The 18,227-nt window shown below is 73.8% G+C and carries 20 protein-coding genes; 9 read left to right on the plus strand and 11 right to left on the minus strand.

Going from position 1 to position 18,227, the window contains the following annotated elements; all coding sequences use genetic code 11:
- Window positions 1-199: 199 nt before the first annotated feature.
- The 4 genes from ACIRQF_RS02620 to ACIRQF_RS02635 all read right to left on the minus strand — a co-directional run bounded on the left by ACIRQF_RS02620 (window position 200) and on the right by ACIRQF_RS02635 (window position 3,541).
- Window positions 200-1,522 carry an Ig-like domain-containing protein gene (locus tag ACIRQF_RS02620; protein WP_404088197.1) on the minus strand — a complete coding sequence of 441 codons (1,323 nt, stop codon included), beginning with the start codon at window positions 1,520-1,522 and terminating at the stop codon, window positions 200-202.
- A gap of 262 nt (window positions 1,523-1,784) precedes the next feature.
- Complete coding sequence (locus ACIRQF_RS02625; protein ID WP_404088199.1) at window positions 1,785-2,348, minus strand: MBL fold metallo-hydrolase; 564 nt, start codon at window positions 2,346-2,348, stop codon at window positions 1,785-1,787.
- A 127-nt stretch (window positions 2,349-2,475) separates the two neighbouring features.
- Window positions 2,476-2,979 carry an SRPBCC family protein gene (locus ACIRQF_RS02630; protein WP_376628050.1) on the minus strand — a complete coding sequence of 168 codons (504 nt, stop codon included), beginning with the start codon at window positions 2,977-2,979 and terminating at the stop codon, window positions 2,476-2,478.
- Between the two features lie 55 nt (window positions 2,980-3,034).
- Window positions 3,035-3,541 carry a TetR/AcrR family transcriptional regulator gene (locus ACIRQF_RS02635; RefSeq protein WP_404089492.1) on the minus strand — a complete coding sequence of 169 codons (507 nt, stop codon included), beginning with the start codon at window positions 3,539-3,541 and terminating at the stop codon, window positions 3,035-3,037.
- Window positions 3,542-3,699: 158 nt separating this feature from the next.
- Here ACIRQF_RS02635 and ACIRQF_RS02640 point away from each other — a divergent pair, with 158 nt between their 5' ends.
- The 8 genes from ACIRQF_RS02640 (at window position 3,700) to ACIRQF_RS02675 (ending at window position 10,702) form a co-directional block, all read left to right on the plus strand.
- Window positions 3,700-4,878, plus strand: coding sequence for an FAD-dependent monooxygenase (locus ACIRQF_RS02640; protein ID WP_404088201.1), 1,179 nt, complete (start codon window positions 3,700-3,702; stop codon window positions 4,876-4,878).
- A gap of 40 nt (window positions 4,879-4,918) precedes the next feature.
- Window positions 4,919-5,494, plus strand: coding sequence for a PadR family transcriptional regulator (locus tag ACIRQF_RS02645; protein ID WP_404088203.1), 576 nt, complete (start codon window positions 4,919-4,921; stop codon window positions 5,492-5,494).
- A 32-nt stretch (window positions 5,495-5,526) separates the two neighbouring features.
- A complete protein-coding gene (locus ACIRQF_RS02650; protein ID WP_404088205.1) occupies window positions 5,527-6,519 on the plus strand; it encodes a LysR family transcriptional regulator in 993 nt (330 codons plus the stop codon).
- A 45-nt stretch (window positions 6,520-6,564) separates the two neighbouring features.
- Window positions 6,565-7,020 carry a peroxiredoxin gene (locus tag ACIRQF_RS02655; protein ID WP_404088207.1) on the plus strand — a complete coding sequence of 152 codons (456 nt, stop codon included), beginning with the start codon at window positions 6,565-6,567 and terminating at the stop codon, window positions 7,018-7,020.
- A gap of 335 nt (window positions 7,021-7,355) precedes the next feature.
- On the plus strand, window positions 7,356-7,757 hold the full coding sequence (locus tag ACIRQF_RS02660) for an SHOCT domain-containing protein (RefSeq protein ID WP_382479597.1): 402 nt from the start codon (window positions 7,356-7,358) through the stop codon (window positions 7,755-7,757).
- Window positions 7,758-7,997: 240 nt separating this feature from the next.
- The gene (locus tag ACIRQF_RS02665) at window positions 7,998-8,444 is read left to right on the plus strand and encodes an RrF2 family transcriptional regulator (RefSeq protein ID WP_404088209.1); all 447 of its coding nucleotides are present in this window, start codon (window positions 7,998-8,000) and stop codon (window positions 8,442-8,444) included.
- A gap of 95 nt (window positions 8,445-8,539) precedes the next feature.
- Window positions 8,540-9,727: a globin domain-containing protein gene (locus tag ACIRQF_RS02670; protein WP_404088211.1), complete on the plus strand. Its 1,188-nt coding sequence runs from the start codon at window positions 8,540-8,542 to the stop codon at window positions 9,725-9,727.
- A gap of 219 nt (window positions 9,728-9,946) precedes the next feature.
- Window positions 9,947-10,702, plus strand: a complete 756-nt coding sequence (locus tag ACIRQF_RS02675) for a rod shape-determining protein MreC (protein ID WP_404088213.1) — start codon at window positions 9,947-9,949, stop codon at window positions 10,700-10,702.
- A gap of 242 nt (window positions 10,703-10,944) precedes the next feature.
- Here the strand turns inward: ACIRQF_RS02675 and ACIRQF_RS02680 are convergent, their stop codons facing one another.
- From ACIRQF_RS02680 to ACIRQF_RS02695, 4 genes are all read right to left on the minus strand, one after another.
- Window positions 10,945-11,316, minus strand: a complete 372-nt coding sequence (locus ACIRQF_RS02680) for a peptidase inhibitor family I36 protein (protein ID WP_404088215.1) — start codon at window positions 11,314-11,316, stop codon at window positions 10,945-10,947.
- Window positions 11,313-12,026 (minus strand): hypothetical protein, encoded by a 714-nt coding sequence (locus ACIRQF_RS02685; RefSeq protein ID WP_404088216.1) that lies wholly within the window; start codon window positions 12,024-12,026, stop codon window positions 11,313-11,315. The genes ACIRQF_RS02680 and ACIRQF_RS02685 overlap by 4 nt, the downstream gene beginning before the upstream one ends.
- Window positions 12,027-12,440: 414 nt before the next feature.
- On the minus strand, window positions 12,441-13,247 hold the full coding sequence (locus tag ACIRQF_RS02690) for a polysaccharide deacetylase family protein (protein WP_376628069.1): 807 nt from the start codon (window positions 13,245-13,247) through the stop codon (window positions 12,441-12,443).
- A gap of 209 nt (window positions 13,248-13,456) precedes the next feature.
- The gene (locus ACIRQF_RS02695) at window positions 13,457-13,834 is read right to left on the minus strand and encodes a hypothetical protein (RefSeq protein ID WP_376628071.1); all 378 of its coding nucleotides are present in this window, start codon (window positions 13,832-13,834) and stop codon (window positions 13,457-13,459) included.
- 150 nt (window positions 13,835-13,984) lie between these two features.
- Between ACIRQF_RS02695 and ACIRQF_RS02700 the strand changes: the two genes are divergently transcribed.
- Window positions 13,985-14,461, plus strand: a complete 477-nt coding sequence (locus ACIRQF_RS02700) for a DUF6328 family protein (protein ID WP_382479772.1) — start codon at window positions 13,985-13,987, stop codon at window positions 14,459-14,461.
- A gap of 142 nt (window positions 14,462-14,603) precedes the next feature.
- Here ACIRQF_RS02700 and ACIRQF_RS02705 read toward each other — a convergent pair whose 3' ends face one another.
- From ACIRQF_RS02705 to ACIRQF_RS02715, 3 genes are all read right to left on the minus strand, one after another.
- Complete coding sequence (locus ACIRQF_RS02705) at window positions 14,604-16,151, minus strand: ATP-dependent DNA ligase (protein ID WP_404088219.1); 1,548 nt, start codon at window positions 16,149-16,151, stop codon at window positions 14,604-14,606.
- A 48-nt stretch (window positions 16,152-16,199) separates the two neighbouring features.
- Window positions 16,200-17,453 (minus strand): DUF6397 family protein, encoded by a 1,254-nt coding sequence (locus ACIRQF_RS02710; RefSeq protein WP_404088221.1) that lies wholly within the window; start codon window positions 17,451-17,453, stop codon window positions 16,200-16,202.
- A gap of 344 nt (window positions 17,454-17,797) precedes the next feature.
- Window positions 17,798-18,214 (minus strand): roadblock/LC7 domain-containing protein, encoded by a 417-nt coding sequence (locus ACIRQF_RS02715; protein ID WP_376628077.1) that lies wholly within the window; start codon window positions 18,212-18,214, stop codon window positions 17,798-17,800.
- Between the last annotated feature and the right edge of the window lie 13 nt (window positions 18,215-18,227).

Genomic DNA, 18,227 nt, shown 5'->3' on the forward strand with positions numbered 1-18,227 from the left:
TTGGGCGTTGGGCGTTGGCCGTCGGGCGTCGGGCGTCGGGCGTCGGGCGTCGGGCGTCGGGCGTCGGGCGTCGGGCGTCGGGCGTCGGGCGTCGGGCGTCGGGCGTCGGGCGTCGGGCGAGGGTCGAGGGTCGAGGGTCGAGGGTGTCTCGGGCCGTGGGGCCGCTGGCCGACCGGCTGCCCCGCGGCTCCTCGTGCGGTCAGAGGGCGGGCAGCAGGGCTCCGGCGGCGGCGATCCCGGCGGCGGCGGGGCCGAACGCGCTGCCGCGGCGCCACTCGGACCAGCTGAGGTTCCAGTCGCCGTAGCCGTTGTCGAAGGGCGTCATCTGCCGGCCGGATCCGTTGACCACGCGGACGACGTCGCCCTCGCGGAGCGTGCGGAAGAGCCACGCGGCGTCCTCGGTGCTCATGCCGGTGCAGCCGTGGCTGACGTCCTCGCTGCCCTGCGCGTCGAGCGACCAGGGGGCGGCGTGCAGGTACTCCCCGCTCCAGGTCACCCGGGTGGCCCACTGGACCTTCAGGTCGAAGAAGTCCTCGTTGCCCCGCGCGATGCCGATGGAGTCGCCGCGCATCCGGACGGTGGCCTCCTTGCCCAGGACGACCTTGATGCCCCCGCGCGTGCGGTAGCCCTCCTTGCCGGTGGTCACCGGGATGGTGCGCACGACCTGCCCGTCGCGGAGCACGGTCATGGTGTGCGCCCCGACGTCGGTGACGGCCTCGATCCGGTCGCCGGTGGTGAGGGTCAGCGGTGCGGAGGGACCGCCGTAGAGCCGGTCGGTGACGCGGACGCGGTCGAGGGCGCTGCGGACGCGGATGGTGGCGTGCGCGGGCCAGTAGTGGCGCGGGCGGTAGTGCAGGGTGGTGGGCCCGACCCAGTGCCAGGAGCCGTCGACATGGGGTTCGGAGCTGACGGGGAGGGCGCGTTCGACGGCGCGGCGTCCAGCCCGGTCGGTGGCGGCCACGGGGTGACTGAGCTCGGCGGTGAGCGGCTGGCCGACACCGTACGTGCCGCCGCCGGGGCCGAATGCGGCGGTGAGCCGCTCACTCGCGGGCCCGGCCTGGGTACGCACGTCGAGCCGGGCGCGCCGGTGCGCCGGCCCCCGGCCGTCGGTGCGCTCGACGGACATCAGGACCGTGTACCGGGCGTCGGCGGCGAGCGGCGCGACACTGGTCCAGCGGTTGCCGTCGGCGCTCACGGTGCCGGCGGCCCGGTGCCCCTTGTGGTCGGTGACGGTGACGTCGGTGAGCCGGCCCGAGGTGCGCAGGACGAGGTCGAGGGGGCCCGTCGCGGTCCGGGTGTCGAGGTCGAGCGTCCGGCCGTCGAGGACGAGGTTGCGGCGGCGCGCGGTGCAGAGCGCGTCTTCGACCGGACAGGCGTCGACGGAGACGAGCATGGTCGGGACCGGGGTGGTGCGCGCGTGGACGGCCGACGGCTGGGCCGCGTTGAGGGCGAGCGCCGCTCCCGCGGCGACGGACAGGGCGCTCCACCCCATGATGTTCCTGCGTGACGACACTTCGGACACCCACCCCTTCTCGCCGGTGCTGACCCTGGGCTGACCCTTGCCATCAAAAGGGACGACGAGCAGGAAAGATGATCAACCGACCGGGCGTGGCGGGCGAGAGGCTCGCGAGAAGACTCGAAAGCACCAACGCGAGGGGTCCGGGGGGGGAAGGCGGACGCACCGGAGAGGGAAATCGGACGGGCGCGGGGAACGGGGACGTGCGGGGGGGGGCGACAGAGCGGGCGAGGCGCGGGGGCGGCAGAGGCGGGCGAGGCGGTGGCGCTCAGCGGGGCGTTTCCGGCGTGGGGGCGAAGGGCGCTCCGTGACCGGGTACGACGAGGGCGGGGCCGAGGGCGAGGACCGCCCGGCGCGAGGCGTGCAGGGCCTCGGGATCGGTGGCGTACGGGTCCTCGGCGGGACCGTCGGCGGACCACCAGAGGTGGGTGAGCACGACCAGGCCGTCGGCGGTGTCCACGAGGGTGCTGATGTCCTCGGGCGTGTGCCCCGGTGTGGCGGCGAGCCGGATCGACGGGGAGAGCGCGAAGCCGTCGGCCGGGCGGTCGGTCCACAGGTCGTCCTGGTAGATCGCCCAGTGGTCGTGGTAGCGGGCGTTCGGGAAGAGCGCCGCGTTCAGCGTGTGGTCCGGGTGGTGATGACTGAAGACCACGTCGGTGACCTGTTCGGGCGTCACGGACGTGGCGGCGAGCGGCCCGAGGATGAGGGCACGGTCGGCGACCGTGCCGGGGTCGACGACCACCACCGTGCCCCCGTCGCGGAGCAGGGTGACGGTGGAGGCGGTGCGCGGTCCGACGTAGCCGGCGGTCAGTACGGTCACGGTGGCGGTCATGCGCGCACGCTAGCGGCCGACGTTCACCTCTTCGGGTGATTTTCAGCCAAACAGGCGGGGCGATTTCCCGCCGAAGTGCGGACCTCCGGGGCAGCGTCCGCAACGGTACCGGCGGGGGCGGCGGCGGTCAGCGCGGGACCTCGGGCAGCTCCTCACCGGTCTCCAGGAGCGACTTCAGACTGGACACGAGCGCCGGCCAGCCCTCGCCGACCAGGCCACGGATGGTGCCGCCGGGCACCAGGTCGTCGTGGACGACGGTGAGTTTCACCATGTCACCGGCCGGCTCGATGACGAAGCTGACCTTGGAGCGCCCCTCCCCGACGAGACGGGCGAAGACCTCTTCACCGATGCCGACGGCCTCGGCCCACTCGGTGGTGAAGGTGTGCCAGGTGTACGACAGGAGCCTGCCGGGTTCGGCGGCGAGGACGACCTGAGCGGGGTCCGCGGTGGTCCGCCCGCCCTCCTCCCACACCATGGGCGAGCCGACGGCCCAGTCGGTCTCGAAGGTCACGCCCCAGTAGCGGCGGGTGAGACCGGGGTCGGTCAGCGCCTTCCACAGCTCGTCGGGGGTGGTGCGGATGTACGTCGTGTAGACGAACGCGTCGTGGTCCATGCTTCCCTTGCCGTCCATCGGAGCTCGCTCCCTTGCTGCCATCGGGCCGGCGGACAGGCACGCGTCCGCGCGGTCACGGCCGGAGGGCCGCGGCCACGAGACCCTCGATCTGCTCGGTCCCCCGGACCACCGCCTCCTCTCCGGCGACCACCCGGTCCAGGACCAGTCCGTCCACGCAGGCGAGCAGGGTGAGCGTGCGGGCCTCGGGATCCGCGACGCCACGGCCGGCCAGGAAGGCCCGGACCGCGTCGCGCCCCGGGTTCTCCCTCGGCACCAGGATGTCCCGCAGTTCGGGGTCTCGCACGCTCTCCAGGACGCAGGCGTAGCGGGCGAGCGAACGGCGCCGCCCCGCTCCGCCGGTCCGGGCGGCGACGAGCGCGGCGAGGCCGTCGACGAGGTCGGCGGGCGTCCGGAGGGCCGACGCCTGCGCGGCGGCCCTCCCGAGCTCCGCCTGGTCCAGCTCCACCAGTCGCCGGACCAGCGCGGTGAGCAGCGCCGAACGCGTCCGGAAGTACGCGGAGGTGGTCCCGGTCGGCAGACCGGCGGCGGCGTCGACGGCGCGGTGGGTGAGCCCGCGCATGCCGGCGTCGGCGAGGACGCCGAGCGCGGCGTCGGCGAGCAGGGTCCGGCGGGTCGAGGCGTGGGGATCAGGAGGCGTCACCCCCTCTTTCTACACCTGTAGAGGCCGGAGCTACACTTCTACAGGTGTAGAAGCGTGCGGGAGAGGGGTACGGGACCATGGGGCACACCGCTGTCGTCGTCGGCGCCGGGATCGGCGGACTCGCCGCCGCCGTCGGACTACGGCGCGTCGGCTGGGAGGTGACGGTCGTCGACCGCTCGCCCGTCCACGCCGACGCGGGAGCCGGGATCTCCCTCGCCGCCAACGGCCTCCGCTCCCTCGACGCGCTCGGCGTCGGGGCGGCCGTACGAGCCGCCGGACGCGGCCAGTACACCGGCGGCACCCGCACCCCGGGCGGCTCCTGGCTGACCCGGATGGACGGCGCCGCGCTCGAACGCGCCGTCGGCTCCCCCCTGCTGGGCATCCCGCGCTCCGCGCTCCACCGGCTGCTCCGCGCCGCGCTTCCGCCGGAGGCCCTGCGCCCGGGCGTGACGGTCACGGCCGCGACCCCGCTCCGCCGCGGCCGGGTGCGGGTGGACACCGGGCCGGAGGGCGAGCCGCTGGCGGCGGATCTGGTCGTCGCCGCCGACGGGATCGGCAGCCGTCTGCGTACGGCCCTCCACCCCTCCCACCCGGGTCCGGTGCACAGCGGGTCGACCGTGCTGCGGGCCGTCACGGCCCGCCCGGTGGACCTGCGCACCGACTTCGAGCTCACCTGGGGTCGCGGGGCCGAGTTCGGGCACATCGCGTTCCCGGACGGGCGGGCCGAGTGGCACGCGGTGCTCAACGCACCCGCCGGGGTGCGCCACTCCGACCCGCTGGACGTGCTGCGCCGCCGCTTCGGCGACTGGCACGACCCGATCCCCGAGCTGCTCGCCGCGACCCGCCCGGAGGACGTCCTCCATCATGACGTCGCCGAACTGGCCACTCCCCTGCCGTCCTTCGTCGCCGGTCGGGTGGTCCTCCTCGGCGACGCCGCGCACGCGATGACCCCCAACCTCGGCCAGGGCGCCTGCCAGGCACTGGAGGACGCGGTCGTCCTGGCGGCGCGGCTCGACGGGGCGGCGGACGTCGACGCCGCGCTCGCCCGGTACGACGCCGAACGGCGGCCCCGGACGACGGCGGTCGCCACGGCGGCGCGGCGGGCCGGGCGGATGGGCCAGCAGGTGAGCCACCCGGTCGCGGTCGCCCTGCGCAACTCGCTCCTCCGGCTGGCGCCGTCGGGCGTCGCGGTCCGGGCGATCGTGCGGCACGCGGCCTGGACGCCGCCCCTCACCAGGCCTTTCGCGGATGAATAGGTGTGGAGGAAACTATTCAACTGGGTGCTAGTTTGTCCGGATGTCTCTCAAGCACGCGGTCCTGGCGGCTCTCCTGGAGGGGGAGGCGTCGGGGTACGACCTGGCCAAGCTCTTCGACGTGTCCGTGGCCAACTTCTGGGCGGCCACGCCGCAGCAGCTCTACCGGGAGCTCGACAAGCTCTCCGAGGCCGGTCTGATCGCGGCGCGGGTGGTGCAGCAGGAACGCCGCCCGAACAAGCGCATGTTCACCCTCACCGAGTCGGGCATGGCGGACCTCGTGGCGTACACGGCGCACCAGCCGAAGCCGACGGCCGTCCGCGACGAGCTGATGGTCCAGGTCCAGGCGTGCGACGAGGGCGACATGGCGGCGGTGCGGGCCCACGTACGGGAGCGGATGGAGGCGGCCCGGGCGAAGCTCGCGCGCTACGAACGCCTGCGGGAGCGACTCCTCGACGGGCGGGACGAGACCTCCTTCCTGCGCGAGACCCCGCGCGTGGGGCCGTATCTGACGCTGATGCGCGGCATGGCCTTCGAGCAGGAAAACGTCCTCTGGGGCGAGCGGGTGCTCGGGATCCTCGCCGAGCGGGAGACCCGGCAGGAGGTCGGCCACGGGTAGGGGCACCCATCGGTCTGCCTATGCTGAGCGGCATGAGCCATAGGGAGCGGAATGGGACGGAGCGGCCCGGAGACACTCCGCCGGAGGACGCGGAGCTCCGCCCGGCGGCGGCGCCCGGACGCGGTCCGCTCGACCTGTCGCTCCTGCGGACCTTCCTGGCCGTGCACCGCACCGGCTCGTTCACGGCCGCGGCGCGGCTCCTGAGCCTGTCGCAGCCCACGGTGACCTCGCAGATCCGGACACTCGAACGGCGCCTCCACCGGGAGCTGTTCGCGCGCGGGCCGCGCGGCACGGCGCCGACACCGTATGCCGACGAGCTCGCCGCGCAGGTCGCGGGGCCGATCGACGAACTGGCCGCCGTCGCGGACCAGGGCCTGGGCGGCGCCCGGCCGGCACCGCAGCCCGTCCACCTGGCCGGGCCCGCCGAGTTCCTCTCCGTGAGCGCGTTGCCCGCCCTCGCGCCGCTGATCGGTGAGGGAGTCCGGCTGCAGATCACGCTGGGGCTCACCGACGAACTGCTCGACGGTCTGCGGGCCGGGCATCACGATCTGGTCGTGGCGACCTACCGACCGCGTGGCCGGGCACTCCTCTCGGTGCCGCTCTCCGACGAGGAGTTCGTCCTGGTCGCCTCACCGGACTGGGCACGGCGGATCGACCGCGAGGCGCTGGCCACGGACGGACCCGGCGCACTGCGCGGCGTTCCCATGGTGATGTACGCCGAGGACCTGCCGATCGCCCGGCGCTATTGGCGGCACGTCTTCGGGCGCCGGCTCACCGGTGAGGCCGCGGTGACCGTACCCGACCTGAGGGGCGTGCTCGCGGCCGTCACCGCGGGCGCGGGCCTGGGTGTGCTGCCGGCCTATCTGTGCCGGGCGGAACTCGCGTCGGGCGCGCTCGTGGCCCTCCTCGAACCCGAGGACCCGCCCATCAACACCGCCTATCTGGTCCGGCGTCCGGGGACCCCGGACAACCCGCATGTGACGCTCGTCCACGACCGGCTGCTCGGGGCCATGCGCGACTGGTGACCCCCGCCTACCGCCGGGTAGCCCCGTGGGGTAGCCTCCGTCCGCATGAACGTCGGTGACATCGTCGAGGACTTCACCCTTCCGGACGAGACGGGCGAACCCCGCTCGCTCTCCGGGCTGCTGGCCGAGGGCCCCGTCGTCCTGTTCTTCTATCCGGCCGCGCTCACCCCGGGCTGCACGGCGGAAGCCTGCCACTTCCGCGACCTCGCGGAGGAGTTCCGGGCCGTCGGCGCCCGGCCCGTCGGCATCAGCACGGACGAGGTGGCGCGCCAGCAGGAGTTCGCCGACCGGCACTCGCTGGGCTATCCGCTGCTCTCCGACCCTTCGGGCGAGATCCGCGACCGCTTCGGGCTCAAGCGCGGCTTCTCGCTGGCCCCCACGAAGCGCGTCACCTTCGTCATCGACGAGGACCGCCGGGTCCTGGAGGTCGTCCGCAGCGAACTGCGGATGAGCGCCCACGCGGACCGGGCCCTCGCGGCGCTGCGGTCGCACGGACACTGACCGAAGGCTGCCGCGGGGAGGAGGCCGACGACGGCCTCCCCGCACTCCTCGTACCTCCACCCGTTCACAGCACCCGGTTCCCCGCCGGCCGGCTTCGTGACGACCGGTGAGCCGTTCGGCAGTTCCCGCGCCGCCCGGTGCAGTCGGCGCGGGCGGCCACTCGCCGCCCCGGCGCCTCGATCCGGTCGCGACCGCACCCGGCATCGCCTGCCCGAAGTCGGCCCGTGCCGAGCCGCGCCCCCGGCCCGATCACGACATGCGGGCCCGCGGAGGGTCGGCGACACTCGCTGGTACGCGAGGCAAGCACAGGCCCCTGCGGGAAACGGAGTACAGGCATGGACGACTATCCCCTGCTCGACCTCTTCTGGACCATGCTCTGGTTCTTCCTCTGGATCATGTGGCTCTTCCTGCTCTTCAAGATCGTGACGGACATCTTCCGCGACGACGAGATGAGCGGCTGGGGCAAGGCGGGCTGGCTGATCTTCTGCATCCTGCTGCCCTTCCTCGGCGTGCTCGTCTACGTCATCGCCCGCGGCAAGGGCATGTCCCAGCGCGACGTCAAGCAGGCCAAGGAGTCCGAGGCGGCGTTCCAGGACTACATCCGCAGGACGACGGGCACGTCGGCGGGCGGCAAGGGCGGCAGTGCGGACGAACTGGCACGGCTCGCGGAGCTGAAGAACAAGGGAGCCATCACGGACGAGGAGTTCCAGAGGGCGAAGGCCAAGGTCCTGTCCTGACCCGGCACCCCGACGGCGAGAGGATGCCGGCCCGGCCCGTCCGCCCCCTGCTGCTGGTGCCGCTGTCGAGGCGGCTGCCGCGGGAGGCGACCACGGAGCCGGGTCGGCCGCACGAGGAGGGTGGCGCGTCGCACCAGCGGCAGCGCCGCGACCGAGCCTGCACTCCTCCCTGTTTCTGACTCTCGGCCCTGGAACCACCCTAAATACGTATTCCAGATGCGCCTTTGATACGGTCATGCCGTGCGGTTGACGAAATTCACCGACCTGGCGCTCCGTGCCGTGATGCGCCTGGCGGTCTCCGAGCAGGACGCCTACCCCACCACGCGCGAGGTGGCGGAGTCCATGGCCGTGCCTCACGCCCACATGGCGAAAGTGGTCACGCGACTGCAGCACCTGGGAGTCGTGGAGGCGCGACGCGGCCGGGGCGGCGGCCTCGCCCTCACCGAGCTCGGCCGACGGTCCTCGGTAGGCTGGCTGGCTCGCACCCTGGAGGGCGACGACGAAGTCGTGGCCTGCGACGGCGACCCTCCATGCCCGCTGCGGACGGCCTGCCGCCTGCGCAGCGCCCTGCGCGAGGCGCAGGAGGCCTTCTACCGCACCCTCGATCCGCTGACCATCGCGGATCTCATCGAGTCCCCCACCGGACCGGTGCTGGTCGCCCTGTCCGCCGGACGCCCCGCCGACTGAATCACCCCCACTCGCCCTCAGCCTGCGCTCCGCGCTCCGCGCGCGGCTCCGCGCCCGATTAAATACGTAGATCATCTACCAGTTTTGGAGTCGTCATGCTGTCCGAGCAGGCCGCCCCGGTCGTCCGCGCCACCCTCCCCGCCGTCGGCGGAGCGCTCGACGAGATCACCGAGCGCTTCTACGCGGGGCTGTTCGCAGCCCGTCCCGAACTGCTGCGTGACCTCTTCAACCGCGGGAACCAGGCCACCGGCGACCAGCGGAAGGCGCTCGCCGGCTCCATAGCCGCCTTCGCCGGAGCCCTCCTGGCGAGCCCCGACACCCGGCCCGACGTCATGCTGGCGCGGATCGCGCACAAGCACGCCTCGCTGGGAGTCACCTCGGAGCAGTACAAGGTGGTCCACGAGCACCTCTTCGCCGCGATCGTCGCCGTCCTCGGCGAGGCCGTGACGCCCGAGGTCGCCCGCGCCTGGGACGAGGTGTACTGGCTGATGGCCAACGCCCTGATCGCCCTGGAGGCCCGCCTCTACCAGGAGCGGGGGGTCGCCGAGGGCGCGGTCTGGCAGCCGATGGAGATCGCCGGACGCCGCGAGGAGACCGCCGACACGGTCTCCTTCACGCTGCGCCGCCTGGACGGGCGGCCGGCGGCGGCGTTCCGGCCCGGGCAGTACGTGAGCGTCCAGGTGACGCTGCCCGACGGCGCCCGCCAGATCCGCCAGTACAGCCTCTCCGCCGCACCCGGCCGCCCTGAGTGGCGGATCACCGTCAAGCGCGTCGAGGGGGACCCCGCCGGCGAGGTCTCCTCCTGGCTGCACGCCCACGGCCGCGTCGGCGAGCAGGTGACGGTCTCGGCCCCGTTCGGCGACCTTGTCCTGCCCGAGGGTGACGGTCCGCTGCTGCTCGCCTCGGCGGGCATCGGTTCGACCCCCATGCTCGCGATGCTGGACCACCTCGTCACGACCGGCACGAGCCGTCCGGTCACCGTCGTCCACGCCGACCGCTCCCCCGCCGGCCACGCCCACCGGGAGGAGCTGCTGCGACTGGTCGACGCACTGCCCCACGGGACCCTGCACCTCTGGTACGAGGAGCCGGGCGCGACGGATGCCGCCCAGGGCCGGGCGGACGTCTCGGCGCTCGACCTGCCCGAGGGTGTGACGGCCTACCTCTGCGGCCCGCTGCCCTTCATGCGGACGGTCCGCGGCGACCTGCTCGCCCACGGAGTCGCGGCGTCCGACGTGCACTACGAGGTCTTCGGCCCCGACCTCTGGCTGGGCACCACGGCCTGACGGCCCGGCACCCACCCGGACCACCGACTCGAACGCCCGCCCTACCCGCCTGCCCGCCCGACAGCCTGCCCGCCCGCCTTCCTGGCCGGCTGCCCGGGTGGCCGGGTGGCCGGGTGGCCGGGTGGCTGCCTACGATCCAATGCCCCATGGCTTTCTCGGCCCGGATATTGCATAGTGATGCCGCGAGTTCACCTCATGATCTGTGGCAGGAGTGGGCGAATGGGTACGGCGCAGAAGGTGCTGCGGGGACCGGCGGGCACCGTCCGTGGGCTCGCCCTCGACATCGGCAGCTCCCGCACCCGGGTGTGGGCACCGGGCGCGGGCGTTCTGGCGGACGTACCTAGCGGTCCGGTCCGGCGGGGGCGCGTCACCGACGCCACGCCGCACCAGCACTTCCTGCGCAGGGTCGCGACCGACGCTTTGGGCGACTCCCTGGACGGCACGGTGGTCATGCTCTGCCATCCGGTACTGGCCGATCCCGAGCAGCGTGAGGCGGCACGGCGGATGGTCGCCGGGATCGGTCCCGCACGGGTCGTCTCGGTGGACAGCGCGCGGGCGACCGTCGCGTACGCGGGTCCCGCCGGCGGCGGCCCGTTGCTCGTGGCCGACCTCGGCGCGGAGCTCACGGAGGTCACTCTCCTCGTCGACGGCGGGGTGCAGGACGCCCGCCTGGCCGAGGTCGGCCTGGACGACCTGCCGGAGGCGGGCGGCTCGACCGCCGCCCTCGTCGACACGACCGCGGACATGGTCATGGACCTGTGGCGGTCCGACGGTACGGGCGCCGTCCGTGGCGCCCTGCGGCGCGGCATCCTGGTCACCGGCGGCGGAGCCCTCCGCCTCGACCTGACCGGCCGCCTCGCCCTCCGCCTCGGCGTCCGCCTGCGGCTCGTCAACGATCCGGCCACCAGCACGGTCCGCGGCGCCGGCCTGCTGCTCTCCTCGGCCCTGCGGCACCCGGGATTGGGCCACCGCTAGGTCCTGTCGTCAAACTCCCGTCGTTGCCCGGAGGGCGGCCCCGCGGCGTCAGGTGCGTGCTCTCGGTGTGCCGGGCGCGAGGCCTCGTACCGGACGTGCTCGGGCTTGTGCCCGGTGCGGCGAGAGCGCGTACATGGCGTCGCGGGGCAGGCGGGAGTTTGACGACAGGGCCTGGCGCCCACCCGCCCGTCCCCCTCGCGGCTGTGCGGGAGACGGGCGGGCGCCCGCCGTGGTGGCGGAGTTCAGCAGCCGGTGGACCAGATGTGGGAGTCGCCGCGGTCGTTGGCGGCCCCGCTGTAGCCGACCTCCTGGCCGGGGGCGAGACAGATCGTCATCGCGCCGCCCTGCCAGGCGGACTCGTAGACCTGGACGTAGTCCTTGATCCCCGGGCCCGAGATCCCGTGGTTGGCCCAGGACGAGTCGGTGTCGGCGATCCAGCTCTCCCACCAGCCGTCGTCGCCGCTCCAGTTGGCGCGCTGGCCGCCGAAGTTCGCTTCCTGCCAGGCGCAGAACTCCCCGGAGGGGCATTCGGCCGCCGTGGCGGGCGCGGTCAGGGCCAGTCCGCCGGCGAGGGCGAGGAGGGCGGCCGCGGTGGGGCCGAGGAGTCGCTTCATGAAGCGTCGATGCCTTTCGTTCCGGTGGGGTTCGCGGACAGCTCGGCTGCCCGCCGCAGTGCGCGGGCGCGCAGCTGCTCGTAGGTGGCGACCTGGTCGCGGTGGAGGGCGCGCACGGTGGCCAGCTCGGCCGGTTCGAGCCGGGCCCGCACGTCGGCGAGCCCGCTCTCACGGGAGCAGCGGTCCGCGACGGCCGGGGCGGGCCGACCGGCCCGTGGACCACCGGCGGGCGTGGCGCACCGGGTCCAGCGGTCGAGCGCGGCGCGGTGCGCGGGGTCGTCCTTCATCCGGGCGTGGGCCTCGGCGCGCATGTTGTCGACGGTGACCTGAGCGCGGAACCAGCGGGTCTGATCGCCGTAGAGGTGCGCGCGAGCGGCGGCGACACAGCCGTCGCTGTTGGCGGTGACGGTGAGGCCGGTGGCGAGGGTGAGGGAGAGTTCACGGGGGTCCGTGCCGAAGAGGGCGCTCTGCAGGCGCCGGTCCTCGGCAGGGGCGCGGGCCCGGGAGACGGCCGTCAGCGTGAGCCCCCGGCTGCCGAGGCACTCGACCACCAGGCGGTGTTCGGCGGCCTTCAGGAGCTTGTCCTCCGCCTGCCGGCCGAGGGGCACCGGGGCGGCTGGGTCCGCGGGCCCGGGCCGGACCGTGGTACAGCCCGCGAGGGCGAGGGCGACGGCGGCCGTGGTGATCGCGCGGCGGGTGGCGTGGCGCATGGTTCCCCCTGGTGGCGGGCCTGACCGGAGGCCGGTGAAGTGATCACCGTCCGTGTCGTGGCGATCAATGCCCGGTGCCGCGCGGGCCATGCGGAGGGCCGGGGCGACTCACCCGAAGGGGTCGAACGCGCCGGAGCGCGCGCCGCCAACAGGTCGGCCGCGGGGCTTGCGGGTGCGATGCGCGGACCGTGGAGCGGCGGGCACCGGCGGAACGTGGATACGACAAAGCCCCGGTTGGACGGGGGATTCCAACCGGGGCCGATTGCCGTGACGTCACGAAGGGCGGTCGCCTCTGGGGGGGACCTGGGGACCGGGCCCCTTCACCGTCACATACAGATGAACGCTAAACCATGCCGCATTGTTCCGCCGTGTCCCCTGTGCCGGATGTGAGTCACCTCACCCCGTTTGCTCGGCTCAGTCGTCCTTCTCGGGGCGGTAGACCACACCGGGCTCGGCCGTCCCGGGGGCGAGCAGCTGCGGGACGGTCACGAAGGTGTAGCCCTGCCGCTTGAGCTCGTCGATGATCCCAGGCACGGCCGGAACGGTCCCGTCGTAGATGTCGTGAAGCAGGATGATGCCGTCGCGGTGGGCCTGCTCGAGGACCCGCTGCCGTATCAGCGCGGAGTCGTCGGTGGAGTAGTCCTTGGCGGTGATGCTCCACAGGACCTGGGCGAGGCCGAGGTCGCGGCTCACGTCGCCGACGGTGTCGTCCGTGCGACCCTGCGGCGGGCGCATCAGGGTCGGCTTGCGTCCGGTGAGCCGCTGTATCGCGTCCTGGGTCCGGGAGAGCTCGTCGCGGACCTCGGCGGCATCGAGGTCCGTGAGGATGCGGTGGCTCCAGGTGTGGTTGGCGACCTCGTGCCCCTCGGCCGCGATGCGCTTGACGACCTCGGGGTAGCGGTCCACGTGCTTGCTGCCGAGGAGGAAGAAGGTGGCCGGCACCCGCTTCTCCTTGAGCGTGTCGAGGAGGCGGGGGGTGTCCTTGCCCGGGCCGGCGTCGAAGGTCAGGGCTATGCACTTCGCCGTGCCGCAGTCGACGGCAGGAACCGCACGGCCGCCCTTCCCGTCACCGCCGCCCTTGCCGTCCGCGTCCGCCTCGGCGCGGGCCTGGCCGGGGGTGACCCGCTCGGCGGAGCAACCGGTGAGCGCGAGGACCAGCGACGCGGCGGCGACGAGGGCGAGGGCCGGTCCCCGTCGCCGGCCCTGCTTGGTTCGGAACATGTAGGTCTCGCTTTCCCCGGACTCGGATCGTCGACGGCCAGGTCCCACGCCTGGTCAGGGCGGGGACCGACCGCTCGCCGAGGACTATACACACGGTGTATACGCGGGGAGGCGAGGGGGGGCGGAACAGTGCTGGGGCGCCGCCGCGGGCATGACTGCCCCGGGCGGCGCCCGTCCGCTCCGCCCGGGGGCTCGGGGGGGCACGCCCGTCAGCGGGACGCGAGGAGGAGGCGCGCCTCGGTCTCCTGATCACCGGAGACGGACTGCAGGGACTGGATGTCGAAGGCGCGGGCCAGCACCTTCTCGACCTCGTCGACGGCGTGGTACCCACCGGTGAGCACCGCTCCGACCATGCCGGTGAGCGGCGCGGGATCGGCCTCTTCGTGCCGGCCGGCCGCCGTGTCGAAGGTGGCCGTCCAGACGGTGGGGGCGGGCACGGAGGCCGCCTGCGGGCCCGGCGCCGCGAGGTCCTCCAGCTGGTAGCTGTGGTCGAGGACGTCGAAGACCGCCTGGGCGTCTTCCCGGCTGCAGTCGCTCAGCTGCACGGTGACATCGGTGTCGATGTGCAATTCGTACACGTCGCTCATCTCCTCGTGTGCCGGTTCGCTTCCAGCATCCCTCTCGGCGAGGCGTCCCGCGAGGTTCGTGGGACGGTGGAGGGGAGTACGGGAGGCGGTGTGGCCGAAGACGGACGCAGGTCCACGGACCCCCAGGACCAGAACGGGGCCGGGCTCTTCATGGGGCGACACGAGACGCCCGAGGAGCGCGCGGACCGACGCTGGAACGAACTGATGCAGGAGATCCGGGTCGCCCAGACGGGCGTGCAGATCCTCTTCGGCTTCCTCCTGACGGTCGTCTTCACCCCCCGCTTCCCCGAACTGTCCGACACCGACCGGACCATCTACATCGTCACCGTCTCCCTCGGCGCCGCCGCGACCGGAGCGCTCATCGGCCCCGTCCCCTTCCACCGGATGGTCGCGGGCCGCCGGATCAAGCCCCGGGCCGTCTCCTGGGCCTCCCGCCTCACCTTCGTCGGTCTCGTCCTTCTCCTCCTCACCCTGGGCTCGGCGCTGCTGCTCGTGCTGCGCGTGGCCACCGGCGCGACCTTCGTCCCCTGGCTCGTCGCCGGCATCCTCGCCTGGTACCTCCTCTGCTGGTTCGTCCTGCCGGTGTGGGTGCGCCGCCGCCACACGGCCGACGATCAGGACGAGTGACGACCGCGAAGGGAGCGACGGGGGCGGAGGAGGAGGAAGGAGCCGGACGAGGGAGCCGGACGAGGGAGTCGGACGAGGGAGTCGGACGAGGGAGTCGGACGAAGGGCGGGGCACGAGGTGCCGCGCGCGGGCGGTCCTCGGCTCAGCGGCCGGCGAGGACCGTCTCGACCGTGTCGGCCTCTGCCGCGGACTTGTCGGGGCGGTACCGCACGACCCGGGCGAACCGCAGTGTCACCCCGGCCGGGTACCGGGTGGATCGCTGCAGCCCGTCGTAGGCGATCTCGACGACGAGCTCCGGCCGCACGCGCACGGTGAAGCCGTCGTCCGCCACGGCGAGTTCACCGAGCCGCTCGGTCTGCCAGCGCAGCATCTCGTCCGTGAGCCCCTTGAACGTCTTGCCCAGCATCACGAACGTGCCGTCCGCCGCCCGGGCGCCCAGATGCAGATTGGACAGCAGCCCCGTACGCCGCCCGTGCCCCCGTTCCACCGCGAGCACGACGAGGTCGAGGGTGTGGACCGGCTTCACCTTCAGCCAGGTCCGGCCCCGCCGCCCCGCGACGTACGGCGCGTCGATCGCCTTGACCAGGACTCCCTCGTGGCCACGGGCGAGGGTGTCCCGGAAGAAGCGCTCGGCCGCCTCGACCGCCGCCGGGTCGCCGGGCTCGGCGACGACGGTCCGCCGCACCCGCAGCGACTCGGGCAGCAGCCGGGCGAGCACCTCGTGCCGCTCCCGCCCCGGCCGGTCCACCAGGACCTCGCCGTCCGCCGCGAGGACGTCGAAGAACACGGGCGACAGCGGCACGGCGGCGGCCGCGCCGACCACGTCGAGCCGGGAACCGACCCGGGAGGCGATGTCCTGGAACGGGAGCGGCCGGCCCGCGGCCGGGTCGACGGCGATCACCTCGCCGTCCAGGACGAACTCGTCCCCGGCGATCTCCCGCGCGGTCGTGACCACTTCGGGGAGCCGGCCCGTGATGTCGTCGAGGGAGCGGGTGTAGACCCGCACCTCGTCGCCTCGCCGGTGCACCTGGATCCGGATCCCGTCGAGCTTCTCCTCCACCACACAGGGCCCGAGCGCCGCGACGGCCTCGGCGACCCCGCCCGCCGTGTGGGCGAGCATCGGCTGCACGGGGCTGCCGACCCGGAGGGTGAAGGTGCCCAGGACGGCCGGCCCTTCGGCGAGCACGGCCCGGGCGACCCGCGGCAGCGAGCCTTCGAGCATGACGGCCCGTCGCAACTCCCCGGGCACGACCCCCGCCGCCCGGGCGACACCTTCGAGGGCGATGGCGTCGAGCGCCCCCTGGCGCACGTCGCCTGACAGCAGACGCAGCAGGAACTCCTGTTCGGAGAGGGTCGCCGCGGCCATCAGGTCGTGCACGAGCCCGGCCCTCCTGGACTGCGCCCCGGCTCCCGAGACCCCGGCCAGTTCGGACAGGGCGGCGTCGGCACCGGCCAGCGTCAGCTCCGGCTCGGCGACCGGCGGCACGGCCGGCGGCAGGACGTGTTTCAGCACGCTCCATCCGACCCCGATCCGCCCCTGCGGGAGCCGCCCGGAGAGATAGGCGATGACCAGCGGGCTCTCGTCGGGATCGGCCTCCGCGAACAGCTCGGCCAGCAGTCCGATCTTCTGCGACCGCGCCGACGTGGCGGCGACCTGCCCCGACACCTCCGCGACTCGGGCAAGGAGCATGCGCCCATGGTGCCCGCGCGCCGCGCCCGCCGCACCCCGACCCGCGCCTCAGGCCCCCGGCCGGGGCCCGGCCTCCTTGCGCCTCCGGAGCCGGTCCAGCAGACTCCGCCGGGTCCGCCTGCCCGGCGGCCGCGTCCCACCCGGCGCCCGTGCCGGTCCGGGTGACGGCAGCCCGGCCGGCCCGGTCGGGGCCGACCCTGCCGGTCCGGGTGATGGCAGCCCGGCCGGTCCGGGCGAGGCGGGGCATGGCGCTCCGGGCGAGGCCGACACTGCCGGTCCCGGCGACGCCCGTCCTGCCGGCCCCAGCGGCAGCGTCCCTCCCGGCCCCGCCGGCAGCGTCCCTCCCGGCCCCAGGCCGGGCGCCCTCCCTCCGGCCGACGCCGCTTCCCCGGCAGCCCCGGGCTCGCCGGCGCCCGAGGGTGCCAGGTCCTGCCCTGCGAGCCATGGTGGGTCGAGGACCGTCCCGGCACCCGTCGCATCGGCGCCCGGGAGCGCCGCTCGCGGCCGCACCGTCCACGCCGGGAAGGTCGGGGGCACGGGGGCGCTCACGGGCAGGGGCGCGGGTGCGGGCGTTCCCGGCAGCGGGGCCTGCCGGTCGGCGCGGGCCTCGTCGAGGGCGAGGGCGAGGCTCATGCGGTGCCACAGGATCTCGTCCGGGTCGTCCGCGAGAAGCAGGCGGTCGGCGATCTCACGGGCCGCCGGGGCGTTCGGCCGCCAGGAGGGCGGCGCGGGGCGGAACCGCTCCAGATAGGCCCGCTCGAACGGATCGTCGACGACCTCGGCCACGTCGAGGGGGTCGAGGAGCGAGGCGATGGCCGCGGTGCGGGCCCATGGGTCGGCGCTCGCCCGCAGCAGCATCCCGAGGCGCCTGGCCCGCCAGTTCCGGGGACGCCAGTCCTCGGAGCCCTCGGCCCTCGTCCGGACGTCGACCGGCAGCCTGCCCGTGAGCAGTCCGGCGTGCGTGAGGGCGAACTCGCCCAGCTCGGCGGCCGGATACAGCCATACGACGGCCCGGTAGCGATTGACGTAGAAACGCACGGGGCTGAAGTGCCCGGTCTTGGCCAACCGGGCGAACCGGCCCTTGGTGACCGAGAGCAACCGGGCGCCCTCGGTCATTCCGACGGACCGGACCCGCTCGCGCAGTCCGTCGGGGAAGTCCGGTGCCCCTCTGAGCCTCTCGATCTCGCTCCGCGCCACCCGTCGCCGTGTCGGGCCGGCGGCAACGTCCGCGGTGCCCCCGGAGCCCGGCAGCGTACGGACGATGCCCAGGTCGACGGCGAGCTGGAACTCGTCGCGCCTCAACCCCAGTTCCTGTGCGGCAAGCCCCGGCGACACAGCAGGCGGGCCGTCCCTGCCGAGCCTGACGGCGTGCGCGGCCGTTGCATCCTCCGGCGGTTTCCGCGTCGTCGCCCATCCCGGCCAGGCCGTCCCGGGCGCCGCCGATGGCGTGCCGGGAGCCTTGTCGAGCGCCCCTTTGCTCCGGGTCGCCCTCCGAGGAGTCGTTCGGGCCGGCTGATGCGTCGCTTCTCGTGTGGTCATGCGTCGGTCTCCCCCGTGTCGCGTTCACGTCGAACACTTTCAGTGATGACCGTAACGCACAGTGACGACACTCCGCCTACCCTGTGGACAACCGGCTGTGGACAACCTCAGATGTCGTCCGCTCCGCCGCTGCCACCGGGCTGCCGCGCCGCCACACCCAGGTGCTCGCCGACCCGGTTCACCAGCAGCGTCATCTCGTAGGCGACCTGACCGACATCGGCCTCGGCGGCGCTCAGGACGCACAGGCAGCTGCCTTCCCCCGCCGCGGTCACGAACAGAAGGGCCTCGTCGAACTCCACCATCGTCTGGCGCGCCCGGCCGGCCGTGAAATGCCGGCCCGCGCCGCGGGCCAGGCTGTGCAGCCCGGACGAGACGGCGGCCAGATGCTCGGCGTCCTCACGCTCCAGACCGCTGCTCGCACCCGTCACCAGGCCGTCGTTCGACAGCACCAGTGCGTGCTGTATCGAGTCGACCCGGCGGGTCAGATCGTCCAAGAGCCAGTCGAGTTCCCGGTCCAGCGCCATGTGTGCCTCCCCC

It is taken from the genome of Streptomyces sp. NPDC101191, assembly GCF_044767915.1.
GTDB lineage: Bacteria > Actinomycetota > Actinomycetes > Streptomycetales > Streptomycetaceae > Streptomyces.

Bases quoted from the DNA above. Each gene is read 5' to 3' on its own strand.
- ACIRQF_RS02625 (WP_404088199.1), bottom strand. From the start codon at position 2,348: ATGACCGCCACCGTGACCGTACTGACCGCCGGCTACGTCGGACCGCGC.
- ACIRQF_RS02630 (WP_376628050.1), bottom strand. From the start codon at position 2,979: ATGGACGGCAAGGGAAGCATGGACCACGACGCGTTCGTCTACACGACG.
- ACIRQF_RS02635 (WP_404089492.1), bottom strand. From the start codon at position 3,541: ATGCGCGGGCTCACCCACCGCGCCGTCGACGCCGCCGCCGGTCTGCCG.
- ACIRQF_RS02640 (WP_404088201.1), top strand. From the start codon at position 3,700: ATGGGGCACACCGCTGTCGTCGTCGGCGCCGGGATCGGCGGACTCGCC.
- ACIRQF_RS02645 (WP_404088203.1), top strand. From the start codon at position 4,919: ATGTCTCTCAAGCACGCGGTCCTGGCGGCTCTCCTGGAGGGGGAGGCG.
- ACIRQF_RS02650 (WP_404088205.1), top strand. From the start codon at position 5,527: ATGAGCCATAGGGAGCGGAATGGGACGGAGCGGCCCGGAGACACTCCG.
- ACIRQF_RS02655 (WP_404088207.1), top strand. From the start codon at position 6,565: ATGAACGTCGGTGACATCGTCGAGGACTTCACCCTTCCGGACGAGACG.
- ACIRQF_RS02660 (WP_382479597.1), top strand. From the start codon at position 7,356: ATGGACGACTATCCCCTGCTCGACCTCTTCTGGACCATGCTCTGGTTC.
- ACIRQF_RS02670 (WP_404088211.1), top strand. From the start codon at position 8,540: ATGCTGTCCGAGCAGGCCGCCCCGGTCGTCCGCGCCACCCTCCCCGCC.
- ACIRQF_RS02675 (WP_404088213.1), top strand. From the start codon at position 9,947: ATGGGTACGGCGCAGAAGGTGCTGCGGGGACCGGCGGGCACCGTCCGT.
- ACIRQF_RS02680 (WP_404088215.1), bottom strand. From the start codon at position 11,316: ATGAAGCGACTCCTCGGCCCCACCGCGGCCGCCCTCCTCGCCCTCGCC.
- ACIRQF_RS02685 (WP_404088216.1), bottom strand. From the start codon at position 12,026: ATGCGCCACGCCACCCGCCGCGCGATCACCACGGCCGCCGTCGCCCTC.
- ACIRQF_RS02690 (WP_376628069.1), bottom strand. From the start codon at position 13,247: ATGTTCCGAACCAAGCAGGGCCGGCGACGGGGACCGGCCCTCGCCCTC.
- ACIRQF_RS02695 (WP_376628071.1), bottom strand. From the start codon at position 13,834: ATGAGCGACGTGTACGAATTGCACATCGACACCGATGTCACCGTGCAG.
- ACIRQF_RS02700 (WP_382479772.1), top strand. From the start codon at position 13,985: ATGGGGCGACACGAGACGCCCGAGGAGCGCGCGGACCGACGCTGGAAC.
- ACIRQF_RS02705 (WP_404088219.1), bottom strand. From the start codon at position 16,151: ATGCTCCTTGCCCGAGTCGCGGAGGTGTCGGGGCAGGTCGCCGCCACG.
- ACIRQF_RS02715 (WP_376628077.1), bottom strand. From the start codon at position 18,214: ATGGCGCTGGACCGGGAACTCGACTGGCTCTTGGACGATCTGACCCGC.